The sequence below is a fragment of the Amycolatopsis anabasis genome (assembly GCF_009765355.1).
Lineage (GTDB): Bacteria > Actinomycetota > Actinomycetes > Mycobacteriales > Pseudonocardiaceae > Amycolatopsis > Amycolatopsis anabasis.
Genome location: NZ_VTHK01000066.1, coordinates 24,508 through 44,784, shown reverse-complemented (window position 1 = coordinate 44,784; position 20,277 = coordinate 24,508). Strand labels below are relative to the sequence as shown.

Below are 20,277 nucleotides of genomic sequence, written 5' to 3'. Positions count from 1 at the left end.
AACGCCATCACCGGAAACCCCTGGCTACCACCAAACCCAGCACCCACCTGAACAGTTACGGCACCACGCTGATCCTCCTGCTGCAACTCCTGCCGCCGACCAGCGAGATCAGCCCGATCCGGCGTACCATCAGCGAATACGCCCTGAGCGCGAACAAATGGATCTTCGATCTGGCCATCGTGCTGATCGCCCTCGGTTCGGCGGCGGCGTTCGCGGCACTGGTCCACCGCGGGCTGCTACCGGCACTCTCCCCGGCGTCCCTGTTCGGTGCACTGTGGACGGTGAGCCTGCTGGTGCTGGTGGTGTTCCCCAAGCACAACTGGGCGATCGGACCGAGCACCGGCGGCACCGTGCACCGGATCGCCAGCATCGTGGCGTTCGTGTGCCTGCCGATCGCGGTTCTGCTCGCCGCGCGCCGGGTGTTCCCCGGGCAGCCGGGCTGGCAGCGGCTGACGCGGTGGCTCGCGATCACCTCGCTGCTGTGGTTCGGCGTCATCCTGTCCGCCGTCGGAATGATGCTCGCCGGTGGCCCGCCGTGGTGGGTGCTCCTCCCGCTCGGACTGGTGGAACGCGCCCTCGCGCTGAACGAGCTGCTCGCGATCGCCGCGCTCACCGTCCCGCTGCTCCGCCCGTCCCCCTGGACATGACGCAGGTCACAAGCCAAGCTGGACGACTGCGAGTACTTTGCTAAGCGCCTGCTTAGTTCAGGCCGCCCGTGCGTCTCAACGAAGAGGAGGATCTTCTCGTGCCCGAGTCCCACTCCCGCGTCGCGATCGTCACCGGAGCCGGTCGTGGAATCGGCGCCGCGGTGGCGAAACGACTCGCCGCCGACGGGTTCGCCGTGGGCCTGCTCGACCTCGACGAGGCCGCCGTGCGGCAGGGCGCGGAGGCCATCGCCGCCGAAGGGGGCAAGGCAGTCGGCGTCGGCCTCGACGTCAGCGACACCGAACAGGCCGAAGCCGCGGTCGCCCGGGTCGCCGGCGAACTCGGCCCGCCGACCGTGCTGATCAACAACGCCGGGATCACCCGCGACAACCTGCTGTTCAAGATGACCGACCAGGACTGGGATTCGGTCATCGGCGTGCACCTGCGGGGTTCGTTCGTGATGACCCGCGCGGCGCAGAAGCACATGACCGAACAGGGCTGGGGCCGGATCGTGAACCTGTCCAGCACCTCCGCGCTGGGCAACCGCGGCCAGGTCAACTACTCGGCGGCGAAGGCCGGGCTGCAGGGCTTCACCAAGACCCTCGCCATCGAACTCGGCAAGTTCGGGGTCACCGCGAACGCCATCGCGCCCGGGTTCATCGCCACCGATATGACCGCCGCGACCGCCGAACGGCTCGGCGTGGACTTCGAGGACTTCAAGAAAGCCGCCGCGCAGGAGATCCCGGTGCGCCGCGTCGGCACGCCCGAGGACATCGCGAGCGTGGCGTCGTTCCTGGTCAGCGAGGGCGCCGGGTTCGTCTCCGGTCAGGTCATCTACGTCGCGGGCGGCCCGAAGGACTAGGAAAGGAGTCTCCGATGCGTGTTTTCGCTTCGGTCGACGAGTTCGCCGGGACCGTCGGCGAGCACCTCGGGTACACCGAATGGCGCACCGTCACCCAGGACCAGGTGAACCTCTTCGCCGACGCGACCGAGGACCACCAGTGGATCCACGTCGACCTCGAGCGGGCGGCCCGGGGTCCGTTCGGCGCGCCGATCGCGCACGGCTACCTGACGCTCTCCCTGATCCCGGTGCTGAGCAAGGAGCTCTACCGGGTGGAGAACGTCTCGATGGGGATCAACTACGGCCTGAACAAGGTCCGGTTCCCGCAGCCGGTGAAGGTCGGCTCGAAGATCCGCGGCGGGGCCGAGGTCGCCGAGGTCACCGACGTACCCGGGGGCAAGCAGGTGGTCGCGCGCTGGACGATCGAGATCGACGGCGAAGCCAAGCCCGCCTGCGTCGCGGAGACCGTCGCGCGGTACGTCTCCTAGGTCTCCCAGGCGGCGATCACTCGGCCGCGCGCCGGTACTGTACGGCATACCGACTGGTCGGTACCGTATTGACAACGCAGGAAGTCAGATCCAAGGAGCTGCAGATGACCCACGCGGACCCGCCGGGGCTGGACCTGGGCCGGTTGCGGGCCCACCTCGACGAACAGCTGCCCGGGCTGGTGACCGGGACGCTGACCGGCGAGGTCGTCCAGGGCGGCCGTTCGAACCTCACCTATATCGTCGAAGACGGCCGGGCGAAATGGGTCGTTCGACGGCCACCGCTGGGACACGTGCTGCCCACCGCGCACGACATGTCCCGCGAGCACCGGGTCATCACCGCGCTGCACCCGACGAACGTGCCGGTGCCGGAGACGCTGCTGCTCTGCACGGATCCGGCCGTGCTCGGCGCGCCGTTCTACGTCATGGAGTTCGTGGCCGGCACGCCGTACCGGACCGCCGGGGAACTGACCGCGCTCGGCGCCGACCGCACCCGATCGATCGCGTACGCCCTGGTCGACACGCTCGTCGACCTGCACGCCGTCGATCCGGGTGCGGTCGGCCTGGCCGATTTCGGGCGGCCCGAGGGCTACCTGGAACGGCAGCTGCGGCGGTGGAAGAAGCAGCTCGACGGTTCGCGCAGCCGGGACCTGCCCGGGGTCGACCGGTTGCACGACCGGCTCGCCGCCGCCCTTCCGGTTTCGCCCGAACCAGCGATCGTGCACGGCGACTACCGGCTCGACAATGTGCTCGTCGGCTCGGACGACCGGATCACCGCGGTCCTGGACTGGGAGATGTCCACCCTCGGCGATCCACTGACCGATCTGGCACTGCTGGTGGCCTACGCCGAACGGGACGCGGTGGATCTGCACTTCGTCGCCAACGCCAGTGCGGCGCCGGGCTACCCGGGCCCCGACGAGGTGGTGGCCCGGTACGCCGAACGTTCCGGCCGGGACGTCTCGGCGCTGAACTGGTACGTGGGCTTCGCGTTCTTCAAGCTCGCGGTGATTCTCGAAGGCATCTACTTCCGCTTCAGCCAGGGGAAGACGGTCGGCGCCGGGTTCGCCGAGGTCGGCAAGGGCGTCCTCCCGCTCATCGAACACGGGAACCAGATCCTCAAGGAGGAGGCCTGATGGACTTCGCGTACGACGCCAAGACCGAGGAGCTGCGCGAGCGGCTGCTGGCGTTCATGGACGAACACGTCTACCCGGCCGAACCGGTCTTCGAACAGCAGCTCGCCGAACGCGAGTCCGAGTGGACCAGCGTGCCGATCGTCGAGGAGCTCAAGGCCGAGGCGCGCAAGCGCGGGCTCTGGAACTTCTTCCTCCCCGGGGAGCACGGCGGCGGCCTGACGAACCTGCAGTACGCGCCGCTCGCCGAGATCACCGGCCGCAGTCCCGGGCTGGCGCCGACCGCGCTCAACTGCGCGGCGCCGGACACCGGGAACATGGAAGTGCTGGCCATGTTCGGCAACGAGCAGCAGCGCAAGCAGTGGCTGCGACCGCTGCTGGACGGGGAGATCCGCTCCGCGTTCGCGATGACCGAACCGGACGTGGCGTCCTCGGACGCGCGCAACATCGCCACCAGCATCACCCGCGACGGCGCCGACTACGTGATCAACGGGCGGAAGTGGTTCATCTCCGGCGCGATGAACCCGAACTGCCAGATCTTCATCGTGATGGGCAAGACCGATCCGGACGGCCCGCCGCACAAGCAGCAGAGCATGATCCTGGTCCCCCGCGACACGCCCGGTATGACCGTCGAACGCGGGATGCACGTCTTCGGCTACTCCGACGGCGACCACGGCGGGCACGCCGAGGTGGTCTTCGAAAACGCCAGGGTGCCCGCCGAGAACCTGATCGGCGAGGAGGGTTCGGGCTTCGCGATCGCCCAGGCGCGGCTCGGGCCGGGCCGGATCCACCACTGCATGCGGCTGATCGGGATGGCCGAACGCGCGATCGAGCTGATGTGCAAGCGGACGGTGTCGCGGGTCGCGTTCGGGAAACCGATCGCCGCGCAGGGCGTGGTGCAGGACTGGATCGCCGAATCGCGGGTGCGGGTGGAGCAGCTGCGGCTGCTGGTGCTGAAAACGGCCTGGCTGATGGACACGGTCGGCAACCAGGGCGCGCACACCGAGATCCAGGCGATCAAGATCGCCACCCCGGCCGCCGTCGAATGGATCCTGGACAAGGCGATCCAGGCCCACGGCGCGGGCGGGGTCAGCCAGGACTTCCCGCTCGCGCAGCTGTGGGCGGCCGCGCGGATGCTGCGGATCGCGGACGGGCCGGACGAGGTGCACAAGCGCTCGATGGCCCGGCGCGAGCTCAAGCGCTACCAGCCGGAGGCCAGCTGATGACCGAGGTGAACGCCGAAGACCTGCGCCGGCGCGTGCGCGAACTGCTCGCCGCGCACGATCCGGCCACGACCGACCGGCTGGAGTTCCTGCGGGCCCGGTTCGACGCGGGGCTGGCCTGGGTGCACTTCCCGGCCGGGCTCGGCGGGCTGGACGCGCCGCGGGAACTGCAGTCCGTTGTGGACGCCGAGCTCGAGGCGGCGGATGCCCCGGACAACGACCCGCGCCGCATCGGGATCGGGCTCGGCATGGCCGCGCCGACCGTCCTGCGGTTCGGCACCCCGGAACAGCGGCAGCGCTTCCTCCGTCCACTGTGGACCGGCGAGGAGGTCTGGTGCCAGCTCTTCAGCGAACCGGGCGCCGGTTCCGACCTGGCCGCGCTGGGCACCCGCGCGGTGCGCGACGGGGAGGACTGGGTGGTGACCGGGCAGAAGGTGTGGACCTCGTCCGCGCACACCGCGCGGTGGGCGATCCTGGTCACCCGCACCGATCCGGACGTGCCCAAGCACCAGGGCATGACCTACTTCGTCTGCGACATGACCGCACCCGGCGTCGAGGTGCGGCCGCTGCGGCAGATCACCGGGGAGGCCGAGTTCAACGAGGTCTTCCTGACCGGGGTGCGGATTCCGGACGCGCACCGGCTGGGCGCGGTCGGCGAGGGCTGGAAGGTCGCGCAGACCACGCTGATGAACGAGCGCGTGGCCATCGGCGGGCGGCCGATCCCGCGCGAGGGCGGCATGGTCGGGGTCGTCGCGAACACCTGGCGCGAGCGGCCGGACCTGCGCACCCCCGATCTGCACGACCGGCTGCTCAAACTCTGGGTGGACAGCGAGGCCCTGCGCCTGGCCGGAATCCGGTTGCGCCAGCAGCTCGCGGTCGGCGCGCCCGGGCCCGAGGGCTCGGCGATGAAACTCGGGTTCGCCGAACTCAACCAGGCGCTGTCCGGCCTCGGCGTCGAGCTGATGGGCGAGGAAGGGCTGCGGTACGACGACTGGACCATGCGCCGCCCGGAGAACGTCGACTTCTTCGGCCGCGAAGCCGGATACCGCTACCTGCGCGCGAAGGGCAACTCCATCGAGGGCGGCACCTCGGAGGTGCTGCGCAACATCATCGCCGAGCGCGTTCTCGGGCTGCCTTCGGAACCGCGCGTGGACAAGGACGTCGCCTGGAAGGACCTGCCGCGATGAGTGACCTGCTGTACTCGGACGTCGAGAACGATCTGCGCGCGAGCGTCCGCGATCTGCTGGGCGACCGGGCGGACGCGGCCGCGGTGCTGGCGCGGGTGGAGACCGCCGAACCGTACGACCTGAAACTGTGGCGCACGCTCGCCGGCGACCTCGGCGCGGCGGGCCTGGCCGTACCGGAGGAACTCGGGGGGCAGGGCGCGTCGGTCCGGGAAACCGCCCTGGTGCTGGAGGAACTGGGCCGCAGCGTGGCGCCGGTGCCGTTCCTCGGCAGCGCGGTGCTGGCGACCTCGGCGCTGCTGGCCGCGGACACCACCGAACCGGTGGTCGCCGAACTCCTCCCCCGGCTCTCCTCCGGTGAGCTGATCGGCGCGCTGGCGGTTCCGCTGACCACCGCGCCGGACGCGGCGTTCCCGTCCGCGGTGACGGCCACCGCGGACGGGGTGCTGAGCGGCCGGATCGGCACGGTCGCCGACGCGCCGGTGGCCGAGGTGCTGCTGGTCCCCGCGACCGGACCGGACGGGCCGGGGCTCTACGCGGTGACCGAGTTCTCGGCGACCGAGGTGACCTCGCTGGACCTGACCCGCCGGATCGCGGATGTCGTGCTGGACGACAACCCGGCGCGGCTGGTGGCCGGGCCCGGGCAGGCCGAGGCCGCGCTGGCGGCCGCCCTGACCACGGGCGCCGGGTTGCTCGCGTCGGAACAGCTCGGGGTCGCGGAATGGTGTCTCGAGGAGACCGTGCGGTACGTGCGGGAGCGGTACCAGTTCGGGCGCCCGGTCGGCTCGTTCCAGGCGTTGAAGCACCGGCTGGCGGATCTGTACCTGGAGCTGGTCTCGGCGCGGGCGGCCGCGCGGTACGCCGCCGACGCGCTCGCCACCGGCAGTGCGGACGTGCCGGTCGCGGTGGCCGTCGCGCAGGCGTACTGCTCGGGGATCGCGGTGCACGCCGCCGAGGAGGCGATCCAGTTGCACGGCGGGATCGGCATGACCTGGGAGCATCCGGCGCACCTGTACCTCAAGCGCGCCAAGAGCAGCGAACTCGCCCTCGGCACCCCGGGCCGCCACCGCCGGAACCTGGCCACCTTGATCGATCTTCCCGGCTGAAAGGTAGGGCGTTCAGACCGTTTGGCGGATGGTCACCTCATCGGGGCGGCGGTTAGCTGAAGGCATGCATCCGTGGACTAGAGCCTCGGCGCTGGGGATCGCGGCGACCACGGTGATCTCTCTTCTGGTCGCCACGCCCGCCACCGCTGCCGAGCAAAACAAACTTCCCGGTTTCACCGTCCAGCACTCCGCCGCGCAGCGGGCGCTGGAGCAGAAGTTCCTGCAGGCCATCGATCCGGCTCAGGCTCGCGAGCTGAGCACCGTCCTGTCCGAACGGCCCCGGCTGGTCGGCACCGACGGCGCGCGCTGGGGCGCCGAGTACTCGCGCGCCAAGCTCCGCGAATGGGGCCTGGACGCGAACCTGCGCGACTACTCGGTGTACGGCTCGGTGCCGAAGAACATCGACGTCCGGATGACCGCGCCGCAGCAGCGGCAGCTGGAAGTCATGGAACACCCCTACCCGGGCCAGCAGCACCTCGACGAGGCGGTCGTCGGCTACAACGCCTACTCCCCCGCCGGGGACGTCACCGGCAAGGTGGTCTACGCCAACTACGGCCTGCCCGAGGACTACCAGAAGCTCGCCGAACTCGGCGTCGACGTGCGGGACAAGGTCGTCCTAGTGCGCTACGGGAACAGCTTCCGGGGCGTGAAGTCGAAGGTGGCCGAGGAGCACGGCGCCAAGGGCGTGCTCATCTACTCCGATCCGGCCGACGACGGGTTCGTGCGCGGACCGGTCTACCCGAACGGGCCGTGGCGCCCGGCCGACGCCATCCAGCGCGGCAGCGTCCAGTACATCTTCAACTACCCCGGCGATCCGCTGACGCCCGGCGAACCGTCCGTGCCCGGCACCGACCGGCTCGATCCGGCCGACGCGCGGAACCTGCCCCGCATCCCGACCACGCCGATCTCCTACGGGCAGGCGGAACCCCTGCTCAAGGCCCTCGCCGGGCCGTCTGTCCCGAAGAACTGGCAGGGCGGGCTGAACTTCGGCTACCACGTGGGTCCCGGGCCGACCGAGGCCCGGCTGAACCTGGACATCGACTACGAACAGCTTCCCGTGCACGACGTCGTCGCCGAGATCAAGGGCAGCACGCATCCCGAGCAGAAGGTGATCATCGGGGCGCACCAGGACGCGTGGGTCTACGGCACGAACGACAACACCAGCGGCTGGGTGTCGGCGATGCAGATCGCCTACGGCCTGTCCCAGTTGCTCAAGACCGGCTGGCGGCCGCAGCGCACGATCGTGATCGCCGGTTGGGACGGCGAGGAGTACGGGCTGCTCGGTTCCACCGAATGGGCCGAACAGCACCGCTTCGATCTGCTCACCGGCGCGGTTTCGTACCTGAACATGGACGGCACCGCGGGCAAGGACTTCAGCGCGGCCGCGGTGCCCTCGCTCGACGATCTGGTCACCGCGGTCACCAAGGACGTGCCCGATCCCGACCACGGCACGGTCTACGCCAACTGGGTGGCCGCGACCGGCGGGAAACCGAAACCGGGACGGCTGGGCAGCGGTTCGGACTACACCGCGTTCCTGGACCACCTCGGGATCTCGTCGGCGGGCGTGGGCTTCGATTCGGGCAGCGGCGAGTACCACAGCACGATCGACGATCTCGACATGACCGAACGGTTCCTCGACCCCGGGTTCGTGCACCATTCGGCCGCCGCGGAGACGACCGGGCTGGTCGGCCTGCGGCTGACCGAAGCCGACGTCCTGCCGATGAACTACTCCGGTTACGCCACGGCGGTGCAGGGCTATCTCGGCGAGGTGGCGAAGCGCGGGCTCGACGTCTCCTCGGCGGTCCGCGCGGCCCAGGAATGGCAACGGGCCGCCGGTCGGCTGGAGAACGCCCGCGAACAACTCACCTCGGGCGCGAACCTGCCGCCGTCGCGGGCCGACCGGATGAACCGCGCGCTGCTGTGGCAGGAACGCAGCCTCACGAATCCGCTCGGCCTGCCCGGGCGGGACTGGTACAAGCACCAGGTCTACGCACCGGGCGAGTACACCGGCTACGCGTCCCAGCCGCTGCCCGCCATCAACGCGGCGCTGGACAAGGGCGACCGGGCCACCGCCCAGCGATACCTGTCCACGCTGACGCTTTCGCTGTACGCCGCGACCGCCCTGGCCCGTACGAGCGGGTAACGGTCCCGGTCAGTACTGCCAGGCACTTCCGGTGCCGCGGTACTGCTCGACCGGGATCGGTTCGGTGCCGGACCGCATCCGGTCGGTGTAGAGCACGCCGTGGAGGTGGTCCACCTCGTGCGCGACGAGGCGGGCCACTCCCCGGCGGTAAACGGTGATCTTCTTCCGGCCGTCGAGGGTGGTGTGCTCGACGTGGATCTCCTGCGCCCGGGGAACCCGGCCGCGGACGTCGAAGAAGGAGAGGCACCCCTCGTACTGTTCGTCGCTCTCGCCGTCGGTTTCGATGACGCTCGGGTTGAACAGGGTGATCGGTTCGCCGTCCGGTGGCTGGATGATCGCGGCCGCGCGGTCGACGCCGATCTGCGGAGCGGCGATGCCCATTCCCTTGCCGAAGGTGTGCGCCTGCGCGACCCGCTCGGCGGCCGCCTCGAGCGCGGCCACGACCCGCCGCGCGTCCGCGGCTTCGGCGGGCAGGTCGAACGGCCGCGCGGTCCGCCGCAGGATCGGGTCGCCGTCCTGCGCGATGCCCAGCGAGCGCATCACCTCGCTCGGCGCCGGCGCCGGGCCGTCGTCGGCACGTCCCCGGAATCCCCATTCGAGCCGGTATCGGGCGTGCACCGGCGGATCGGCGCACGACCAGGAGAACACCTGCCGGTCGCCCTGATCCGCACGGGCGATCGCGGTGCGGAAGGGAACATCTTCCGCGGTCATCGACGTTTCCAGTCCCCACACCACCGGCGCGAGTTCGGCGGGAAAGTCCAGGCACACGGACAGGCGGCGGGTCGGCAACCGGACGGCGCGCTGGAACCAGTTGCCCCAGTGCTCGTCCCGCACCGTGTACTCGTACTCGATCCAGGTCGCTTCGCCGGGATACAGCGGAAACCGCTCGTGCTCGCCGGAGAACTGCAACCACACCTCCTTGAACGCGGCCCGGTCGTGGTGGGCCGTCCACTCCATCGGCTCGGCGCGGCCGTTTCCGTGCCAGGCGCGGAGCCCGAGCTCGTCCCAGGTGAGCGGACTCTCGCTGTACAGCTGGTTGGAACGCTCCGGGTCGCGCGGGTAGCGATCCACCGAGATCCGGATGAGGTAGCGGGTGACCGGTTCGGCGCCGCCGTTGACCAGTCGCCGGCGCTGGGTGAGCCGGTAGGTGTGCCCGTCGTAGCGCAAGGTCGCGTCGTCGTGGTCAACCACGAGGCTCCCGCCGTGCTCGGCCGGATCCGGGGGCACGACCGGACGACGCGGTCTTCCGGCACGCGCGCCGTCGTACTCGCGGAACGACTTGCGCAGCGCCCCGCCCGCTCGCAACGCGGTCTCCGCATGGGCGGCGAACTCCTTCGACGGGCGCTCCGCCCCGGATTCCACCTTCGAGACGTACGAGCGGTTGTAGCCCATGCGCTTGGCCAGCGCGGCCCGGGACAGGCCGCGCACGTCCCGCCACCGCTTGAGCTCCACGGCGAACACGTTCACGTCCCCCGGATCCGGCGTGCCCGCGTCACCGACCATCTCGGCCCTCCACCGTGAGCGTGCGTGAACGCACCGTGAGTCGCGCCACAGCCTAGCCGCACACCCGTTCGTGGCGATGTGCTGGATCCGCCTCTACCCGCCCCGCCCGAAGGGGACCTTCCGTGTTCGGACCGCTGGTCGGCGCCTACGCCGTCGTCACGCTGCTCCTGCTGGCCATCGCCGGGCTCACCGCGGTCCGGGAGGCCGACGCCGGGCGCCGCCGGGACGCGTACCGGGTCCTGAAACTCCTCACCACGACGGCCGGAGGCGGCGGGATCACCGCGGCCGTGCTGAAACTGCACGAGTCGGGACTGCTGTGAACCGCGACGGGCTCAGTCCGAGCGAAGCGAGCTGAGCAGCAGATCCGCGAAGTGGTCGGCCACCTGGCGCGCGGACATCGAACCGCCCTGGTGGTACCAGAAGCCCAGGTGATGCACCGCGCCGAAGAAGAAATCGACGATGACCTCGGCCGGTTTGTCGGTCCGGAACTCCCCCGATCGCTGGCCGTCCTCGACCAGCGCCCGGAACCGCTCGTGGTACTTGCGCCGCTCGGCCCGCACGCCCTTCTGCTTCTCCGGGCTGAGCTGGTGCATCGACTGCATGAAGATCTTGGTGTCGTCCAGGTTCGCGATGCTGCTCACCACCACGTCCGAGGCGGCCGTGCTCAGCCGCTCGCGCAGCGGCGCGTCGCTGCCCGCCACCCGCTCCAGCTGGTCGGTCTGCTCGCGCAGCACCCGCGCGTAGATCTCGTAGAGCAGGTCGTCCTTGGAGTCGAAGTAGTGGTACATCGCCCCCTTGGTGACCCCCGCGGCCTCCACGACCTCCTGCACCGACGTGCGGTCGAATCCCTTGTCGGCGAACAGCTTCGTCGCGACGGACAGCAGCCGTCGCGGCACCGACTCCTCGGCCGGGCCGTCCTGGTCCGGCTCGGGCCGCCCCTTCCGGGCTCGAGTCATCGCCCGGCCTCCTTCTCACCTCGCCCGGCTCCCCGCCGCGCGGTCCTGCTTGGACAGTCAGCGTACTGATCCCTGGTCACCGTCCCGGCGAGCGGCACCCGGGTAGTCAGTGTCTGTCTGAGAACTCGCTCCGCGATCACGTCGACGGACCGGCCGTCGTCAGGAATCGGCGCGGGTTGTCCACCAGCATGGTGGTGATGTCCCGCTCGCCGACCCCGCGTTCCCGCAGCGCGGGCAGCACGTCCCGCGTGACGTGCAGGTAGTGCCAGTTCGGTGCCAGAACCGGAAGCCGGTCGGCCGGCAGCCAGTCGATGTAGCAGGACGCGTCCTGGGAAAGCACCAGCTGGCTCGCGTAGCCCCGCTCGCACAGCGCCGCGACCGTCGCGACACGGTCTTCGAACGGCAGCAGCAGGTCGAGGCCGAACCGGTCCATACCCAGCAGCGAGCCGCGATCGGCGAGTTCGATGAGGTAGTCCAGATCGGTGGTGTCGCCGCAGTGCCCGATCAGCACGCGGCCGAGGTCGACCCCTTCGGATTCGAAGACGTTCTGCTGTTCCAGGCCGCGCCGGGACCCCGCGTGGGTGTGCGTCATGATCGGCGCGCCGGTGGCGCGGTGCGCCTTGGCGACCGCGCGCAGCACCCGTTCCACGCCCGCGGTCAGCCCGGGCTCGTCGGTGGCGCATTTGAGCAGGGCCGCCTTCACCCCGGTGTCGGCGATCCCCTCGGTGATGTCCCGGACGAACAGCTCCACCAGCGGGTCCTCGCCGTCGAACAGGGTGTTCGGACCGCGGAAGTGCAGGTAGTGCGGCACGTCGTGGTAGGTGTACAGCCCGGTCGCCACCACGATGTTCAGGTCGACCTCGGCCGCGATCCGCTGGATCCGCGGAATGTACCGGCCCAGCCCGAGCACCGTCGGGTCGACGATCGTGCCGATCCCCTCGGCGGCCAGTTCGCGCAGCCGCTCGACGGCCCGGGGAACCTGTTCTTCTTCGGAGAACCCGTCGTGTTCCGGGTAGTTCGCCACGAACTCCGGGCTCAGCACGAAGATGTGCTCGTGCATCAGCACCCGGCCGAGCCCCTCGGCGGCCACCCGTCCGCGGACGGTCTCCACTTCCGGCACGGTCGCTCCCTTCAGCTGCGGGCGCGCAGTTCCCTGCGCAGGATCTTTCCGCTCACCGTCTTCGGCAGCTCGTCGAGCACCTCGACCGCGCGCGGGTACTTGTAGGCGGCCAGGCGTTCCTTGCAGTAGGCGATGAGCTGCTGGGCGTCCGCGGCCTGCCCGGGCCGCGCGCTGACGTACGCGATCGCGGTCGATTCGGGGACCCGTGCGACGGTCCGGCGGAACGCCGCGAGCGTGCTCGTCGCCTCGGCGGCTGGTGCGGCGCGCAGGCGATCGTCGTACTGGGCGAGCCAAGGTTTCGCGTCGTACCCGCTCATCGCAGACTCCCTTCCCATCGGACACCGACCGGTCGGTATGTTGACGCTAAGAGGCGGGCCTGGCCGCGTCAAGCACCCGGATCAGGGACGGGTGCCGAAGGACGGGCGGCCGGTCAGCTTCGGCAGGACGCGGTAGGCGTCGTGCACCCACGCGCACAGCCGGGGCCGGGTTTCGCGCGGATCGATGATGTCCTCCACCCCGAACTTCTCCGCGGTGCGGAAGGGAGACCGGACCCGATCCAGGCGGGCGCGGATTTCCTCGATCAGCGCGGCCGGGTCTTCGGCGGCTTCGATCTCGGCGCGGTAGGCGGCTTCGACTCCGCCTTCCACCGGCAGCGAACCCCAGTCGCCCGACGGCCAGGCCCAGCGGCGGACCAGCCGGTGGCGGTTCGTCATCCCCGCCCCGCCGACGCCGAACACGCGCCGAACGATGATCTCCGCCATCGGCACGCGGGCCTGGTACACGGCGGTGATCGCGCGGGCGCCGTGCCGGATCGCCCCGCGCTTCTCCCCCGCCAGCCCGATCACCATGCCCGCCTGATCGGTCAGGCTCACCAGCGGCAGGTGGAAGGTCTCGCAGAGGTCGACCAGCCGGGTGATCGCGTCCGCGCCGAGCCCGTCGAGCGCGGCGCCCCGGTAGGGATCGGTCGCCAGCACGCCGACCGGATGACCGTCCAAACGGGCCAGTCCGGCGTAGGCCGAACCGCCGTAGCACGCGTAGTCGAACACCGAACCCGCGTCGAACACCGCCTCCAGCAACGGCCGCAGCCGGTACGGTTTGCGCCGGTTGCGGGGCACCAGTGAAAGCAGGCCCTCCTCGCGGCGCTGGGGATCGTCCGCCGGTTCCCGCACCGGCGGCAGTTCATCCACATTGGACGGTAGGTAGCCGAGGAAGTCGCGGGTCACCTCGAACGCCTCGGATTCGCTGCGCACCAGGCGGTCCACCGCGCCGCTGCGCTTGTGCACGGCCGCGCCGCCGAGCTCCTCCTTGGTGAGGTCCTCCCCGGTCGCGTACTTGACCAGTGGCGGCCCGGCGACGAACAGCTGACCGGCGTCCTCGACCAGCACGCACAGATGCGCCATCACCGCCCGCGCGGCGCCGAGGCCGGCGACCGGGCCGAGGCAGGCCGCCACCACCGGCACCGCGGAGAGGTTGTCCACCACCAGATCCCAGCCCGGATTCGCCGGTACGTAGGTGAACCCTTGCTGCTCCAGCACTTTCACGCTGCCCCCGCCGCCGGTCCCCTCGATCAACCGGATCAGCGGTAAGCCGAGTTCGTTCGCCAGCCGCTCGGCGTAGATCTGCTTCTCCATGATCCCCGCGTCGGCGGCTCCGCCGCGCACGGTGAAATCGTCCCCGCCCACGGCCACCGGCCGCTCGTCGATCCGCGCGGTGCCCAGCACGAAGTTCGCCGCCATGAACTCGGCCAGCTCGCCGCCGTCGTAACGCGCGAATCCGGCGAGCGCGCCGATTTCGTCGAAACTGCCCGGATCGACCAGCGCCGCGATCCGCTCGCGGACGGTCAGCCTGCCCGCCGCGTGCTGCCGCGCGACCTTGGCCTCGCCACCCATCCGCTCGGCGAGTTCCCGCCGCCGCTGGATCTCTGCTACCTCGGGTTTCCAGTCACTCATCGAGTGCTTGCTCCACCTTGCGCTGCAGCTTGTTCATCCCGCCCAGCCAGCGATCGGTCTGCGTGGCACGCACAGCGTAGTAGTCGGCCACCTCGGGATGGGGCAGCACCAGGAACCGGTTTTCGGCCATGGCGGCGAACAACGCGTCGGCCACCTGCTCCGGCTCGATCGCCGAGGCGCCCATGATCAGGTCTCCGGCCTTGCCGGAGTCGGCGAGCATCTTGGTGCGCACGCCCTGCGGGCAGATCGCCTGCACGGTGATCCCGCGGTGCCGGTAGGTGGCGCTCAGCCACTCCGCGAACGCCAGCGCCCCGTGCTTGGTCACCGAGTACGGCGCGGAACCGAGGCTGGTCAGCAGCCCGGCGGCGGACACCGTGGCGACGAAGTGGCCATGGCCGCGCGCCAGCCAGCCGGGCAGCAGCGCGTTCGCCGCGCGGACGTGGGCCATCACGTTCACCTCCCACGCCCGCGCCCAGACCTCGCCGGGCGTCTCCGGGCCGCCGTGCGGCGCGATCCCGGCGTTGGCGCAGAAGACGTCGATCGCGCCGAACGCGTCCACGGCCGCCGCCCGCAACCGCTCGACGCCTTCCTCGCTCGCCACGTCCCCGGCGAACGCGACTCCGCCGACCTCGTCGGCCACCGCACTCGCGGCGGCGGAGTCCAGATCGGCGACCAGCACCCGCGCGCCTTCCGCGGTGAACCGGCGGGCCAGCGCGGCCCCGATCCCGCCGCCGCCCCCGGTGACGACCACCCCGGCGCCGGCGAGTCCGGTGGTCACAGCCCGCCCACCAGGGTCACGCCGCCGTCCAGGACCAGTGTCTGGCCGGTGATCCAGCCCGCGTCGGCGGACAGCAGGAACGCGACCGCGCCCGCGATGTCCGCCGGGACGCCGAGCCGCTTGAGCGGGTAGCTCTGGGCGACCTCTTCCTCGCGCCCTTCGTACAACTGGGTCGCGAACTTGGTCTTCACCACGGCCGGGGCCACCGCGTTCACCCGGATGCCCGGGCCGAGTTCGAAGCCGAGTTCGGTGGTCAGCCGGATCAGCGCGGCCTTGCTCACCCCGTAGATCCCGATCCCGGGCGAGGCGTTCAGTCCGGCCACCGACGCCACGTTCACCACCGCGCCCCCGTGCTCGCCCATCCACGCGTCCCGCGCCTTGCGGGTCCACGCGAGCGGCGCCAGCACGTTGACCGCCAGGATCTTGGCGGCGGCCTCCGGTTCGATGTCCAGCGCTGGGCCGAAGACCGGGTTGATGCCGGTATTGTTCACCAGCATGTCCAGCCTGCCGAAGGTCTCGACGGTCTTCGCGACCGCCTCGTCCTGATGTGCGGGGTCATCGGCCTTGCCCGGCACGGCGATCGCGACGCCTTCGCCGCCGAGTTCGTTCACCGCGTCGGCGAGCGGCTCCGGCCGCCGTGCGGTGATGCACACCTTGGCGCCCCGCTCGACCAGTTCCTTGGCGATTCCCAGGCCGATGCCCCGGCTGGCGCCGGTAATGAGGGCGACCCGGTCCTTGAACGAGTTCACTGCAGTCGATCTCCTGTCTTGTTCGAGCGAGGAATAAGCGCTCGCTTACAATGGGAAGGGCTCGGTGGTGCTGTCAAGCTCGCCGCCGGGTTGGGGAGGAACCCTTCATGACCATGTCCCTGTCCGCCGAGCTGTGGCCGGACGTTCAGCCGGAAGCGGCACGTCGCCTGATGCTGGCCGGTGTCGAGTCGTTCGCGCGCGTCGGCTACCACGCCACCACCACGCGCGACATCGCCAGCGGCGCCGGGATGAGCCCGGCGGCACTGTACGTGCACTTCCCCTCCAAGGCCGCGCTGCTGTTCGAGATCAGCCGGTACGGGCACGAGCAGACGCTGGCCCTGGTGGAAGCCGTGCTCGCGCGCCCGGACGGGCCGCGCGAGAAGATGCGGCTGCTGGTCGAGGACTTCGTCGCCTGGCACGCCCGGCGGCACACGGTGGCCCGGGTCGTGCAGTACGAACTGCAGGCGTTGCCGGAGAAGGAATACGACATCGTCGCCGGACTGCGCCGGCGGATCGAGCAGATCGTCCGCGAGATCATCGCCGACGGAATCGCCCAGGGCGTCTTCACCGTGGACGAACCCAAGACCGCGGCCCGCGCGGTGCTCTCGCTCGGCGTCGACGTGGCCCGCTGGTACAGCGACCGCATGCGCAAGACCCCGAAGGCCCTGGGCAAGGAGTACGCGGATCTGGTGACCCGCATGCTGGGCGCGCGGGTCGAGTAGGAAGCGCGGCCGCCCCGCCGATCGTCGCAACGCACACCTCCGTACCGCGCTTTCGCACTAGACATACCAACCAGTCGGTATCGATACACTCCAATGAGACGTTGACCACATACTAAGCGGTTGCTAACTTCTCCGGACCGCACGTCGCCGACTCCCGTGAAGGGTGCACCGACATGGACGACACCGCTTCTGCCAGTTCGCATTCCGCACCGCACCGCCGGGTCGCCACCGCGGCCGCCCTCGCTTCCGCTGTCGAGTGGTACGACTACTTCATCTTCGGCATCGCCGCCGCGCTGGTGTTCGGCAAGCAGTTCTTCCCCTCGGCCAATCCGGTGGCCGGAGTGCTCGCGTCGTTCGCGACCTTCGCCGTCGGGTTCCTGGCCCGCCCGCTCGGCGGCGTGGTCGCCGGTCACCTCGGCGACCAGCGCGGCCGCAAACCGATGCTGGTCGCGGCGCTGGCCACGATGGGCGTGGCGACCACGGCCATCGGCCTGCTCCCGCCCTATTCCTCGATCGGCATCCTCGCCCCGATCCTGCTGGTGCTCCTGCGCCTGCTGCAGGGCATCGCGGTCGGCGCGCAGTGGGGCGGCGCGATGCTGCTCGCCACGGAGTACGCGCCGCCGGGGAAGCGCGGCTACTACGGCAGTTTCGTCCAGCTGGGCGTCCCGATCGGCGTGATCGGCGCGAATTCGCTGTTCCTGCTCGCCCAGGCGGTCACCCCCGGCGCCGCGTTCACCGGCTGGGGCTGGCGGCTGCCGTTCCTGCTCGGCGTGTTCGTGCTCGTGCTGGCCTGGTTCATCCACACCCGGGTCGAGGAGACCCCGGAATTCCGCCGGGCCGAACGCGCGCTGGCCGAACGGGAACAACGGCATTCGCCGCTGCGCCAGATCCTGCGCGGCCACCTCGGCACGGTCCTGCTCGCGGGCGGTTCGTTCGCGGTCAACACGGCGACCTTCTACATCCTCATCACCGGCACGCTGGACTACGCCACCCGGCACCTCGGGCTGCCGCGCGGTCCGGTGCTCACCGTGACGCTGCTGGTCAGCGTGACCCAGTTGGCCGCGATCCCCTGGGCCGCCAGGCTTTCCGACCGGATCGGGCGCCTGAAGGTGTACACCGCGGGCACCGCGGGGCTGCTCGTGTGGGCGATCCCCATGTTCCTGCTGATCGACACCGCCACCTATCCCGGAATCGTCGTGGCGTCCTTCATCGGCAGCACGTTCCTGTCGATCATGTACGGGCCGCAGGCCGCCCTGTTCGCCGAACTGTTCACCGCCGAGATGCGGTACACCGGGGCGTCCCTGGGCTACCAGCTCAGCGCGGTGCTCGGCGGCGGGCTCGCCCCGTTCATCATGGTGCTGCTCCTGGAATCCACCGGCACCTCGCTGTCGGTCTCCGGGTACATCATGCTGCTGGCGGTGCTCGCGCTGCTGTCCATCGCGATCCTCGCGAAACGCGCGAAGGCGGCGGCGCCGATCACCGAGCAAGCCGGGAGGTGACCAGGAGGGCGGCGGAGCGGAACAATGCAAGCGTCGTGCAGGTTCCGTGCGAGGAGGAGAATCCGTTGGCGCACATCGAACTGGGGAACGACTTACCGGGCATCGTGGGGCTGCTGGGCTTCCGGCCGGAAACCGCCGGACCGCTGACCGAACTCGCGGAGGCGCTGCTGCGCACGCCGAGCACGCTGTCCCGCGGCGAACGGGAGCTGATCGCGTCCTTCGTCTCGCGGGGCAACGAATGCGACTTCTGCGCGAAGTCGCATTCCGCGCTCGCGACCGAGCAACTCGGCCACGACGCGGAACTGGTCGAACTGGTGACGGATCGCCGGGATCACCCGAAGGTGTCCCCCAAACTGCGCGCACTGCTGGCGATCGCGGACAGGGTCCGGGTCAGCGGGAAGTCGGTGCGCTCCGAGGACGTCGCCGCCGCCCGGGCCGCCGGCGCGACCGACGTCGAAATCCACGACACGGTCCTGATCGCGGCCGCGTTCTGCATGTACAACCGCTACGTCGACGGCCTGGGCACCTTCGCGCCCGAGGATCCCGAGACGTATGCGGCGACCGCGGAGGTGATCATCGCCCACGGCTACGGCGCGGTGGCCCGCCAGGCTTCCGGGGCCTTGCCAGTGCCTGCTCAGGAGGACAAGATGTAGGCGCATGCAGACGTTCGACCCCGATCAGCTGCTCGCCGTGGCACGCGAGGAGGCCCTGATCGGCAAGTCCCAGGGCGGCATCCCGATCGGCGCCGCCCTGTTCACTGTGGACGGTGAACTGCTCGGCCGGGGGCACAACCGCCGCGTTCAGGACGAGGACCCGTCCATGCACGCCGAGACCGCCGCGTTCCGCAACGCCGGCCGGCGGCCGCACTACCGGGACACGGTCATGGCGACCACGCTGTCGCCCTGCTGGTACTGCAGCGGGCTGGTGCGCCAGTTCAACATCTCCCACGTGGTGATCGGCGAGGCCACCACGTTCTCCGGCGGGCACGACTGGCTGGTCGGGCACGGCATCGGGATCACCATCCTGGACGATCCGGCGTGCATCTGGCTGATGACCACGTTCATCGAGGAGCACCCGGAGCTGTGGTATGAGGACATCGGCGTGGAACGCACGGCCGGCCGGGGGCAGGAATGACGTCGCCGGTGCCGCTGGTCGACCTGGACCCGTGGTTCCACGGCACCGAAGGCGATCGCGCCGGGGTGGCCGTGCGGATCGACGAGGCCCTGCGGGATTCCGGCTTCCTGCTCATCACCGGGCACGGCGTGCCCCGGCGGCTGCGCGACGACACCCGTGCGCTCGCCCGGCGGTTCTTCGCGCTGCCGGAGGCGGTCAAGGCGAAGTACACGGTCGCCGTCGGCGGACGCGGCTGGCTGCCGCCCGGCGCGGAAGCGAACGGGTACGCCGAGGGCACCGAGACCCCGCCCGATCTCAAGGAGTCCTACTCGGTCGGCGCGGACAGCGCGGTCGGCGATCCGGAGGTCGACGCGTTCTGGTTCCAGCGGAACGTGTGGCCGGACGAGGTCCCCGAACTGGCCGCGGCGGCGAACGAGTACATGCTCCGGATGCGGATCCTGTCGAACGAGTTGCTGCGGATCTTCGCCCGCGCGCTGGAGCTGCCGGACACGCATTTCACCCGGCACACCGGTCATCCGACCTACACGTTCAACATCAACTGGTACCCGCCGATGACCCGCGTGGGCGCCCCGGCGGCCGACCAGTTCCGGATCGGGCCGCACACCGACTTCGGCACGGTGACCGTCCTCGACCGGCAGGCGGGCGTGGGCGGGCTGCAGGTCTGCACCGCGGACGGTCGCTGGGCGGACGCGCCGTTCGATCCGGAGGCGTTCACGGTCAACATCGGCGACCTGATGGCCCGCTGGACCGGCGACCGCTGGCGCTCCACTCGCCACCGCGTGCTGCCGCCCGACGCGAGCGCGCCGGACGAGGATCTGGTCTCGCTGATCTTCTTCTACGAGACCGATCACGACGCGCGGATCAGCTCGCTCGCTCCGCCGCTCGGGCACCACCGGTACCCGGACGTGATCGCCTCGGAGTACCTGAAGGAAAAACTGGATGCCATCACGGTGACCAACCCTTGACAGGCCCGATTGGTCTAGTCCACTGTAGTTCCTGCCAACCGCCTGACTGAACACAGCAGGCGATTGTTCGGTCTCGCGGCGGCCACCGGGATGGCCCTCGCCGTGTCGACAGGCCTCGCGCCCTCGGCAGCCGCCGCACCAGACC

21 protein-coding genes are annotated in these 20,277 nt (G+C 70.3%); 14 read left to right on the top strand and 7 right to left on the bottom strand.

Annotated features, from left to right (window positions below):
* The first annotated feature begins 20 nt into the window (after positions 1–20).
* From FXO23_RS43795 to FXO23_RS43760, 8 genes are all read left to right on the top strand, one after another.
* Positions 21–647 (top strand): DUF998 domain-containing protein, encoded by a 627-nt coding sequence (locus tag FXO23_RS43795; protein WP_158893670.1) that lies wholly within the window; start codon positions 21–23, stop codon positions 645–647.
* Positions 648–745: 98 nt separating this feature from the next.
* Positions 746–1,507, top strand: coding sequence for a 3-oxoacyl-ACP reductase FabG (gene fabG / locus FXO23_RS43790; RefSeq protein WP_158893660.1), 762 nt, complete (start codon positions 746–748; stop codon positions 1,505–1,507).
* 14 nt (positions 1,508–1,521) lie between these two features.
* Positions 1,522–1,974, top strand: coding sequence for a MaoC family dehydratase (locus FXO23_RS43785; RefSeq protein ID WP_158893658.1), 453 nt, complete (start codon positions 1,522–1,524; stop codon positions 1,972–1,974).
* Positions 1,975–2,078: 104 nt separating this feature from the next.
* Positions 2,079–3,104: a phosphotransferase family protein gene (locus FXO23_RS43780; protein WP_158893656.1), complete on the top strand. Its 1,026-nt coding sequence runs from the start codon at positions 2,079–2,081 to the stop codon at positions 3,102–3,104.
* Positions 3,104–4,324, top strand: coding sequence for an acyl-CoA dehydrogenase family protein (locus FXO23_RS43775; RefSeq protein ID WP_158893654.1), 1,221 nt, complete (start codon positions 3,104–3,106; stop codon positions 4,322–4,324). The genes FXO23_RS43780 and FXO23_RS43775 overlap by 1 nt, the downstream gene beginning before the upstream one ends.
* Positions 4,324–5,511 carry an acyl-CoA dehydrogenase family protein gene (locus FXO23_RS43770; protein WP_158893652.1) on the top strand — a complete coding sequence of 396 codons (1,188 nt, stop codon included), beginning with the start codon at positions 4,324–4,326 and terminating at the stop codon, positions 5,509–5,511. Before FXO23_RS43775 ends, FXO23_RS43770 begins: the two co-directional genes overlap by 1 nt.
* On the top strand, positions 5,508–6,614 hold the full coding sequence (locus FXO23_RS43765; protein ID WP_158893650.1) for an acyl-CoA dehydrogenase family protein: 1,107 nt from the start codon (positions 5,508–5,510) through the stop codon (positions 6,612–6,614). The genes FXO23_RS43770 and FXO23_RS43765 overlap by 4 nt, the downstream gene beginning before the upstream one ends.
* 64 nt (positions 6,615–6,678) lie before the next feature.
* A complete protein-coding gene (locus tag FXO23_RS43760) occupies positions 6,679–8,757 on the top strand; it encodes a M28 family peptidase (protein WP_158893648.1) in 2,079 nt (692 codons plus the stop codon).
* 9 nt (positions 8,758–8,766) lie between these two features.
* Here the strand turns inward: FXO23_RS43760 and FXO23_RS43755 are convergent, their stop codons facing one another.
* Positions 8,767–10,260, bottom strand: a complete 1,494-nt coding sequence (locus tag FXO23_RS43755) for a peptide deformylase (RefSeq protein WP_158893646.1) — start codon at positions 10,258–10,260, stop codon at positions 8,767–8,769.
* A gap of 122 nt (positions 10,261–10,382) precedes the next feature.
* Here FXO23_RS43755 and FXO23_RS43750 point away from each other — a divergent pair, with 122 nt between their 5' ends.
* On the top strand, positions 10,383–10,580 hold the full coding sequence (locus FXO23_RS43750; RefSeq protein WP_158893644.1) for a hypothetical protein: 198 nt from the start codon (positions 10,383–10,385) through the stop codon (positions 10,578–10,580).
* Positions 10,581–10,592: 12 nt separating this feature from the next.
* Here the strand turns inward: FXO23_RS43750 and FXO23_RS43745 are convergent, their stop codons facing one another.
* The 6 genes from FXO23_RS43745 to FXO23_RS43720 form a co-directional block, all read right to left on the bottom strand.
* Entirely contained in the window at positions 10,593–11,216 is a 624-nt protein-coding gene (locus FXO23_RS43745; protein WP_158893642.1) for a TetR/AcrR family transcriptional regulator, read from the bottom strand.
* 136 nt (positions 11,217–11,352) lie between these two features.
* Positions 11,353–12,336, bottom strand: coding sequence for a phosphotriesterase family protein (locus tag FXO23_RS43740; RefSeq protein WP_158893640.1), 984 nt, complete (start codon positions 12,334–12,336; stop codon positions 11,353–11,355).
* Between the two features lie 11 nt (positions 12,337–12,347).
* On the bottom strand, positions 12,348–12,653 hold the full coding sequence (locus tag FXO23_RS52810; RefSeq protein ID WP_425484964.1) for an AMP-binding enzyme: 306 nt from the start codon (positions 12,651–12,653) through the stop codon (positions 12,348–12,350).
* A gap of 81 nt (positions 12,654–12,734) precedes the next feature.
* A complete protein-coding gene (locus FXO23_RS43730; protein WP_158893638.1) occupies positions 12,735–14,285 on the bottom strand; it encodes an acyl-CoA carboxylase subunit beta in 1,551 nt (516 codons plus the stop codon).
* Positions 14,278–15,063 carry an SDR family oxidoreductase gene (locus FXO23_RS43725; RefSeq protein ID WP_158893636.1) on the bottom strand — a complete coding sequence of 262 codons (786 nt, stop codon included), beginning with the start codon at positions 15,061–15,063 and terminating at the stop codon, positions 14,278–14,280. The genes FXO23_RS43730 and FXO23_RS43725 overlap by 8 nt, the downstream gene beginning before the upstream one ends.
* Complete coding sequence (locus FXO23_RS43720; protein WP_158893634.1) at positions 15,060–15,812, bottom strand: SDR family oxidoreductase; 753 nt, start codon at positions 15,810–15,812, stop codon at positions 15,060–15,062. The genes FXO23_RS43725 and FXO23_RS43720 overlap by 4 nt, the downstream gene beginning before the upstream one ends.
* A 107-nt stretch (positions 15,813–15,919) precedes the next feature.
* Here FXO23_RS43720 and FXO23_RS43715 point away from each other — a divergent pair, with 107 nt between their 5' ends.
* From FXO23_RS43715 to FXO23_RS43695, 5 genes are all read left to right on the top strand, one after another.
* A complete protein-coding gene (locus tag FXO23_RS43715) occupies positions 15,920–16,534 on the top strand; it encodes a TetR/AcrR family transcriptional regulator (RefSeq protein WP_158893632.1) in 615 nt (204 codons plus the stop codon).
* 173 nt (positions 16,535–16,707) lie between these two features.
* Positions 16,708–18,033 (top strand): MFS transporter, encoded by a 1,326-nt coding sequence (locus tag FXO23_RS43710; RefSeq protein ID WP_158893630.1) that lies wholly within the window; start codon positions 16,708–16,710, stop codon positions 18,031–18,033.
* 65 nt (positions 18,034–18,098) lie between these two features.
* Entirely contained in the window at positions 18,099–18,686 is a 588-nt protein-coding gene (locus FXO23_RS43705) for a carboxymuconolactone decarboxylase family protein (RefSeq protein WP_158893628.1), read from the top strand.
* 4 nt (positions 18,687–18,690) lie between these two features.
* Positions 18,691–19,167 carry a nucleoside deaminase gene (locus FXO23_RS43700; protein ID WP_158893626.1) on the top strand — a complete coding sequence of 159 codons (477 nt, stop codon included), beginning with the start codon at positions 18,691–18,693 and terminating at the stop codon, positions 19,165–19,167.
* Positions 19,164–20,132 (top strand): isopenicillin N synthase family dioxygenase, encoded by a 969-nt coding sequence (locus FXO23_RS43695; protein ID WP_158893624.1) that lies wholly within the window; start codon positions 19,164–19,166, stop codon positions 20,130–20,132. The genes FXO23_RS43700 and FXO23_RS43695 overlap by 4 nt, the downstream gene beginning before the upstream one ends.
* Positions 20,133–20,277: the final 145 nt, after the last annotated feature.